This is a genomic window from Enterococcus sp. 2201sp1_2201st1_C11_2201SCRN_220225 (assembly GCF_040925905.1).
In the GTDB taxonomy this organism is placed as follows: domain Bacteria; phylum Bacillota; class Bacilli; order Lactobacillales; family Enterococcaceae; genus Enterococcus_C; species Enterococcus_C asini_A.
The window spans coordinates 1-6669 of sequence record NZ_JBCOJC010000067.1 but is presented as its reverse complement, the minus strand read 5'-3'; the positions used below and the strand labels follow the sequence as shown (position 1 = coordinate 6669).

The 6669-nt window shown below is 41.5% G+C and carries 6 protein-coding genes; all 6 read right to left on the bottom strand.

The window, feature by feature from the left end; all coding sequences use genetic code 11:
• Window positions 1–534: permease-like cell division protein FtsX (locus AB5754_RS12455; RefSeq protein WP_368259630.1), on the bottom strand; the 534-nt coding region annotated here is incomplete at its 3' end.
• Window positions 527–1213 carry a cell division ATP-binding protein FtsE gene (gene ftsE, locus AB5754_RS12450; RefSeq protein WP_311833156.1) on the bottom strand — a complete coding sequence of 229 codons (687 nt, stop codon included), beginning with the start codon at window positions 1211–1213 and terminating at the stop codon, window positions 527–529. The genes ftsE and AB5754_RS12455, both read right to left, overlap by 8 nt.
• A 105-nt stretch (window positions 1214–1318) precedes the next feature.
• Window positions 1319–2426 (bottom strand): peptide chain release factor 2 gene (prfB, locus tag AB5754_RS12445; protein WP_368250835.1). Its coding sequence is split into 2 segments (ribosomal slippage): window positions 1319–2353 and window positions 2355–2426, totalling 1107 coding nucleotides; the frame shifts between segments, so codons are not numbered across the junction.
• A gap of 111 nt (window positions 2427–2537) precedes the next feature.
• Window positions 2538–5060 carry a preprotein translocase subunit SecA gene (gene secA / locus AB5754_RS12440; protein WP_368250837.1) on the bottom strand — a complete coding sequence of 841 codons (2523 nt, stop codon included), beginning with the start codon at window positions 5058–5060 and terminating at the stop codon, window positions 2538–2540.
• A gap of 200 nt (window positions 5061–5260) precedes the next feature.
• On the bottom strand, window positions 5261–5815 hold the full coding sequence (gene raiA, locus AB5754_RS12435; RefSeq protein WP_311833153.1) for a ribosome-associated translation inhibitor RaiA: 555 nt from the start codon (window positions 5813–5815) through the stop codon (window positions 5261–5263).
• 134 nt (window positions 5816–5949) lie between these two features.
• Window positions 5950–6633, bottom strand: a complete 684-nt coding sequence (locus AB5754_RS12430) for a ComF family protein (protein WP_368250838.1) — start codon at window positions 6631–6633, stop codon at window positions 5950–5952.
• Window positions 6634–6669 lie beyond the last annotated feature (36 nt).

Sequence of the window (6669 nt, the reverse complement as noted above, 5' to 3'; positions counted from 1 at the left end):
CAATAGTAGAGCCGCAGCAGCCAAGCCCCAAGTTTTCACGATTTCAGAAATTTTGAAGATCTTTTCAGATTCTAAACCACCGTAATCAGCTTTGTAAACATTTTCCAAGTCCCCAGCTTCTTTAGCCACAGCCTTGGTCTTTTTCGGGTCATTGGTGCTGACTACAAAAACGTCGTACAAAGGATTGCTATCTTCATCAAAGAGATCCCATTTCGGTCCCATAGATTTCTTGATTTTTTCCAATTCGGCATCGGCACTGGAGAATTTCACTGCTTTGACTTCATCCAAGTCTTCTAATTCTTTTTCCAGCGCATCGATTTCCGGTTGTTTTGTGCCGTACTCGATAAAGACTGAAACGTCCACATTGCTTTCAATGTCTTCTGCTAGTTTGGTAGCGTTAATGATGACCGCCATAAAAATTCCTACTAAAGACAATGTGATGGTTACCGCACTGATGGAAGCAACAGTCATCCAGCCGTTACGTTTTAAGCTTTTAATACTTTCCAATAAATGACGGAAAAAAGTTCTAATCATCGTATCCGTATTCCCCTTCCGCTTGGTCGCGAATAATTCGACCATTTTCAATGGCGACTACTCGATGACGGATTGTATTCACAATCGTGGAATTATGGGTTGCCATCACCACAGTTGTTCCTTGGGCATTGATACGATCCAAAAGTTTCATAATTTCCCAAGAGTTTTCCGGATCCAAGTTCCCCGTTGGTTCATCGGCAATCATCACTTTTGGTGTGTTGACAATGGCCCGGGCAATGGAAACCCGTTGTTGTTCCCCACCGGATAATTCACTAGGAAAAACCCGCACTTTGTGTTTTAAACCCACTAAGTCTAATACTTCCATGACCCGTTTTTTAATTTCTCTCGGTTTACGGCCGATAACTTGCATGGCATAGGCTACATTTTCGTAGACCGTCTTTTTAGGCAATAACTTATAATCCTGAAAGACTACGCCGATTTCCCGACGCAACAGAGGAACTTCTTTATTTTTGATCTTAAGCAGGTCATAGCCCGCTACATTCAAGGTGCCTTTTGTAGCTTTTTCTTCCCGATACATCAACTTGATAAAGGTGGATTTCCCGGCACCAGAAGGCCCGACCACATATACAAACTCACCTTGATCGATGTTGATCGTGATATTACGGATGGCAGTCGTACCATTAGAGTACTTCTTCATTACATCCTTCATTTCAATCATGGCTATCTCTCCATCTTACTAGTTTTCAATACTCACGTAGTATAGCATATGAATATTTCAGCTTGCTTTCAATAAGTTACATTTACATTTCATTTCACAATGTTTTTACTCACGATTCAATTTCAACTTCAAATAAGCGTCAATAAAACCGTCCAAATCCCCATCCATCACCGCTTGTACATTACCCGTTTCATGATTGGTACGATGATCTTTGACCATTGAATAAGGATGGAAAACATAAGAACGAATCTGAGAACCCCAGCCAATTTCCAACTGTTCTCCCCGTAAAGCGGCGGCTTCTTGTTCTTGTTTTTCCAACTCCAATTGATAGAGTTTGGCTTTCAACATACCCATAGCTGTATCCCGGTTTTGGAATTGGGAACGTTGGGCTTGACTGGAAACCACAATTCCCGTAGGTTCGTGGGTAATCCGTACCGCAGAAGAAGTTTTGTTAATATGTTGTCCCCCAGCGCCACTAGCTCTAAACACGTCCACTCGAATATCATCAGGATTGACTTCGATATCAATATTGCCATCTAACTCAGGCATCACATCTACAGAGCAAAATGAAGTATGACGACGTTTGGCTGAATCAAAAGGGGAAATCCGCACGAGACGATGCACGCCCTTTTCAGACTTCAAATAGCCATAAGCATTGTAGCCTTTAATCAATAAAGTCACACTTTTAATTCCTGCTTCATCGCCAGCTTGATAATCCAATGTTTCCACTTGGTAACCGTGTTGTTCGGCCCAACGAGTATACATGCGTAAAAGCATACTGCCCCAGTCTTGAGATTCGGTCCCGCCAGCACCTGGATGCAGCTCTAAAATGGCATTGTTATGATCGTAGGGCTCATCTAGTAACATTGCCAGCTCATAAGTCTGCATTTTTTCAGATAGCCCTTGAAGACGTTCCACTAATTCTGCTTCTAATTCTTCATCGGGTTCTTCGGCTACCATTTCACACATCATATCCAATTCTTCCACTTCACCGGCTAAAGCTTGAAAAGAATCATAAGCGGCTTTATTGGCATTGTTTTCGTTGATGACTGCTTGGGCTGCTTCGCCATCATCCCAAAATCCCGGTTCTGCCATTTTGTGCTCGGCTTCGGCAATGTCTTCTTCCAGTTGATCTAAGTCAAAGAGACCCCCTGAAGCTGGTGATTTTGGTTTGCATTTCTGCTAAAGTATTACGAATTTCTGCTAATTCCATCAAAATCGCTCCTTTTTATTTATACATTTCATCAAAAGAAGGTGGAGACATCTGTCTCCACCTCGTCGATATCCTAGAATATTGTGCCAGTTTTTTAGCGGTTTGTCAAAATTAGACTTTTCCTTTGCCGTGACAGTTTTTGTATTTCTTGCCACTACCACATGGGCAAGGATCATTCCGACCAACTTTTTCTACGTGAACGGGCTGTTGTGGTTTAGCCTGATTGGCTTCTTGCTCAGGCGTTTGCTCTGGTTGTCCTTGGGCTACTTGTTCTCGTTGAACATTTTGACGAATCTCTGCTTTCATGAACAAACGAGTTGCTTCATATTCAACCGAACCAATCATGTCTTCAAACATGTTGTAGCCTTCTGTTTGGTATTCTACCAATGGATTATTTTGACCATATGCTCGTAAACCAATGGATTGACGTAATTGATCCATGGCGTCGATATGGTCAGTCCACTTGGAGTCCACCACTCGTAAGATAACCACTTTTTCAAATTCTAAAAGCTGTTCTGGACTGTTTAATTGTTCTGCTTTTTGTTGGAAAACTTCTTCGGCACGACTGTAGAGATAATCTTTGATTTCTTGAGCTTCTTTGCCTTCAAGGTCAGCTAGGGAAATGGTATCTTCATGAACCAAAACATTCCCTGCAAAATCCACGATGCCTTCTAAATTCCACTGACTCTTTTCTAATACCGTATGGGCGTCTACAATGCGACTGATGGTACGTTTCACCATGTTCATCATGGTTTTTGAAAGGTCTTTATCTTCCATGATTACAGCTTGTCGCTGACCATACATGACTTCCCGTTGTTCCCGCATCACGTCGTCATACTGCAAGACGTTTTTCCGGGTATCGTAGTTATTTCCTTCCACTCGTTTTTGAGCAGTTTCCACTTGACGAGTAATCATTTTCGATTGAATTACTTGGTCTTCTTCTGCCACATTTAACCGTTCCATGAAAGCTTTAATCCGATCAGAACCAAAACGCTTCATCAAATCATCTTCTAAAGAGAGGTAGAATTGAGATACACCTGGATCTCCTTGACGACCAGAACGTCCCCGCAACTGATTATCAATCCGGCGAGATTCATGGCGTTCGGTACCAATAACCGCTAAGCCGCCAAGTTCTGCCACACCAAGTCCTAGTTTAATATCCGTACCCCGACCAGCCATGTTGGTGGCGATGGTAACAGCGCCTTTTTGCCCGGCATTTAAAATGATTTCAGCTTCTTTAAAGTGATTTTTTGCATTTAGGACTTCGTGAGGTACTTGTTCTTTATCCAATAAATTAGACAAGAGCTCGGAAGTTTCCACTGCTACAGTCCCGACTAAGATTGGCTGACCTTTGCGATGGCGGTCTTTAATATCTTGAACTACTGCTTTAAATTTGCTATCCAAACTTGGATACAATAAGTCTGCCCGATCATCCCGGATAATTGGCCGATTGGTTGGAATTTGGATAACTTGCATATTGTAAATTTCCCGGAATTCTTCTTCTTCGGTTTTGGCTGTCCCGGTCATCCCGGCTAGTTTTTTATACATCCGGAAGTAGTTCTGGAAGGTGATTGTCGCCATGGTCTTTGTTTCATCTTCAATTTCCACGCCTTCTTTGGCTTCAATGGCTTGATGCAAGCCATCAGAATAACGACGTCCATCCATAATCCGCCCAGTAAACTGATCCACGATTAAGACTTTGCCCTCTTGAACCACATAGTCAATGTCTCGCAACATGATGTAGTTCGCCCGCAAAGCTTGATCCATATGGTGGGTCAATGGGGTGTTTTCAATATCGTATAAGTTTTCTAAGTTAAACGTTTCTTCCGCTTTTTCAATCCCTGACTCAGTTAAGCCAATGGTCTTAGATTGAATGTCGATTTTGTAATCTTCCTCTTCTTGTAGCCGTTTCACAAAGTTATCTGTACGGGTGTACAATGCTGTGGATTTTTCCGCTTGACCCGAGATGATTAACGGTGTCCGGGCTTCATCAATTAAGATGGAATCCACTTCATCCACTAAGGCAAAGTTCAATGGCCGTTGTACCATTTGATTGCGGTAAACCACCATATTGTCTCGTAAATAGTCAAATCCAAGTTCGTTATTGGTGTTGTAGGTAATATCACAAGCATACGCTGCTCGTTTTTCTTCAGCGGACATAGAATTTAAATTCAAGCCGACCGTTAGCCCTAGGAAATTATACAATTCTCCCATTTCTGAAGAGTCCCGAGTTGCTAAATATTCATTGACGGTAACTACGTGTACCCCTTCGCCGCTTAATGCGTTTAAGTAAACAGGCATGGTTGCCGTTAAGGTTTTCCCTTCACCAGTTCGCATTTCAGAGATATTGCCATCATGTAAGACAATCCCCCCCATGATTTGCACATGGTATGGGTACAAGCCTAAGACCCGACGAGCACCTTCTCGTACAACTGCAAAGGCTTCTGGCAAAATATCATCCAGAGTTTTGCCATTTTTCAGCAATTCCCGGAATTCCACCGATTTATTCCGCAGTTGTTCATCAGATAAAGCTTCCATAGCAGAAGCATAACTTTCCACTTGATTTGCGATTGCATCCAATCGCTTTAATTCTTTTTTATCATTTTCAATGATTTTACGTAAAAAATTGGCCATTTATAGATGACTCTCCTTTAAATCAAATTGTTTCAAAGTAAAAACTCTCCAATCTATTCTATCATTACTTGTCGCCAAAGGAAATAGTTAGCATAACCTTAGAACTAGAAATTAAAAAAACAGATGGACATTGTCTCTCCTCAAAAACAAGTCATACAAAAAAAGCGGAGGACTAGGCCTCCGCTCTTCAATCAGTTCAATCAGTCAGTTTCAATCAAACCATATTTGCCATCTTTACGACGATATACAATGCTGGTGCCATTGGTTTCAGCATCTTCAAAGATAAAGAAGTTGTGACCTAACATGTTCATCTGTAAAACAGCTTCTTCACTGTCCATTGGTTTTAGTGACAGACGTTTGGTCCGTACAATATCCAAATCAGTGCCGTTTTCTTCTTCACCGGCTTCTACGTTAAACAACACCCCTGCATCTGAATCAGGTAAAGCTGTTTCCCGAGATTTACGGTTAATTTTTGTTTTGAACTTGCGAATTTGGCGTTCCAATTTATCCACGACCAAATCGATACTTGCATAAAGATCTGGAGAAGTTTCTTCTGCCCGTAATACTAGGTAAGGCAATGGAATCGTTACTTCAACTTTCGCTGTTTTTTCAGTATACACTTTTAAATTCACATGTGCTGTTGCTTCCGGTACATCGGAAAAGTAACGTTCTAATTTACCGACTTTCTTCTCCACGTAATCACGAATTGCTTCCGTAACCTCTATATTTTCTCCCCGTACATTGTATCTGAACATAGCAATTGCCCCTTTCGTCTACCACTAAAGAAAGAACAAGGACCACTCTCGCTCTCTCTTCTTACCTTTATTATAGCGAACTCTAACCTTTTTGCAAACTGAAACGCTAACAATTTCAGCAGATTCTCAGCTTTTTAGCGAGCCAGGGAAAAGGTTCGCAACAATCCCGGCTTTGCCCTTAAGATTACTTCAGCGGCATGAAACATCGTACGCCCCGTGGTATACACATCATCCACTAATAGTATCTTTTTTCCATGAATGACTTCAGGAGAACCATTTAATACATAAGGCTGAGTCAAAGCTAAGCGTTCTGCTCTTTTCTTTTTAGATTGAGGGACATCTGTTTTTAAACGAACTAACAATTCTTGATAAGCTAGCCCAGCACCTTTTAAAAAGCCACTGGTTTGGTTAAAGCCCCGTTGATTCAAACGCTCTGGACTCAAGGGCAAAGGGCACAGTATAAAATCAGAATATGGTTTTAAAGCATGAGCAACTTCTTGGCAAAAAGTATAGCGTAATCGATAATCTCCCATAAATTTATAATCCGTTAACCACTGGGCAAAATGTTCTTCATAGGCAAATAAAGCCTGATGGCAAAAGTCATAACGGGGATATTCTGCCTGCCAATTTTGACAATCTTCGCATACCCCCGTTGTCTCTTGTCGCATGCAGCCTAGACAGCTATTCTCTTTTCTTAAGGGCACAAACAGCGCTTTACATCTTGTACATAGTTCACCTTTTGGAATCTGCCAAGGGAGTAGCAATTCTTTTATGGACAAGTTACGAATGATTTTCTTTTGGCAATAGCTACAAATCATTTGTTTTGCCTCCTTGTTGGTTCAACACTTTAATTT

What these genes read in the sequence shown, in the direction of transcription:
- ftsE (WP_311833156.1), bottom strand. Translation starts at nt 1,213, where the DNA reads ATGATTGAAATGAAGGATGTAATGAAGAAGTACTCTAATGGTACGACT.
- secA (WP_368250837.1), bottom strand. Translation starts at nt 5,060, where the DNA reads ATGGCCAATTTTTTACGTAAAATCATTGAAAATGATAAAAAAGAATTA.
- raiA (WP_311833153.1), bottom strand. Translation starts at nt 5,815, where the DNA reads ATGTTCAGATACAATGTACGGGGAGAAAATATAGAGGTTACGGAAGCA.
- AB5754_RS12430 (WP_368250838.1), bottom strand. Translation starts at nt 6,633, where the DNA reads ATGATTTGTAGCTATTGCCAAAAGAAAATCATTCGTAACTTGTCCATA.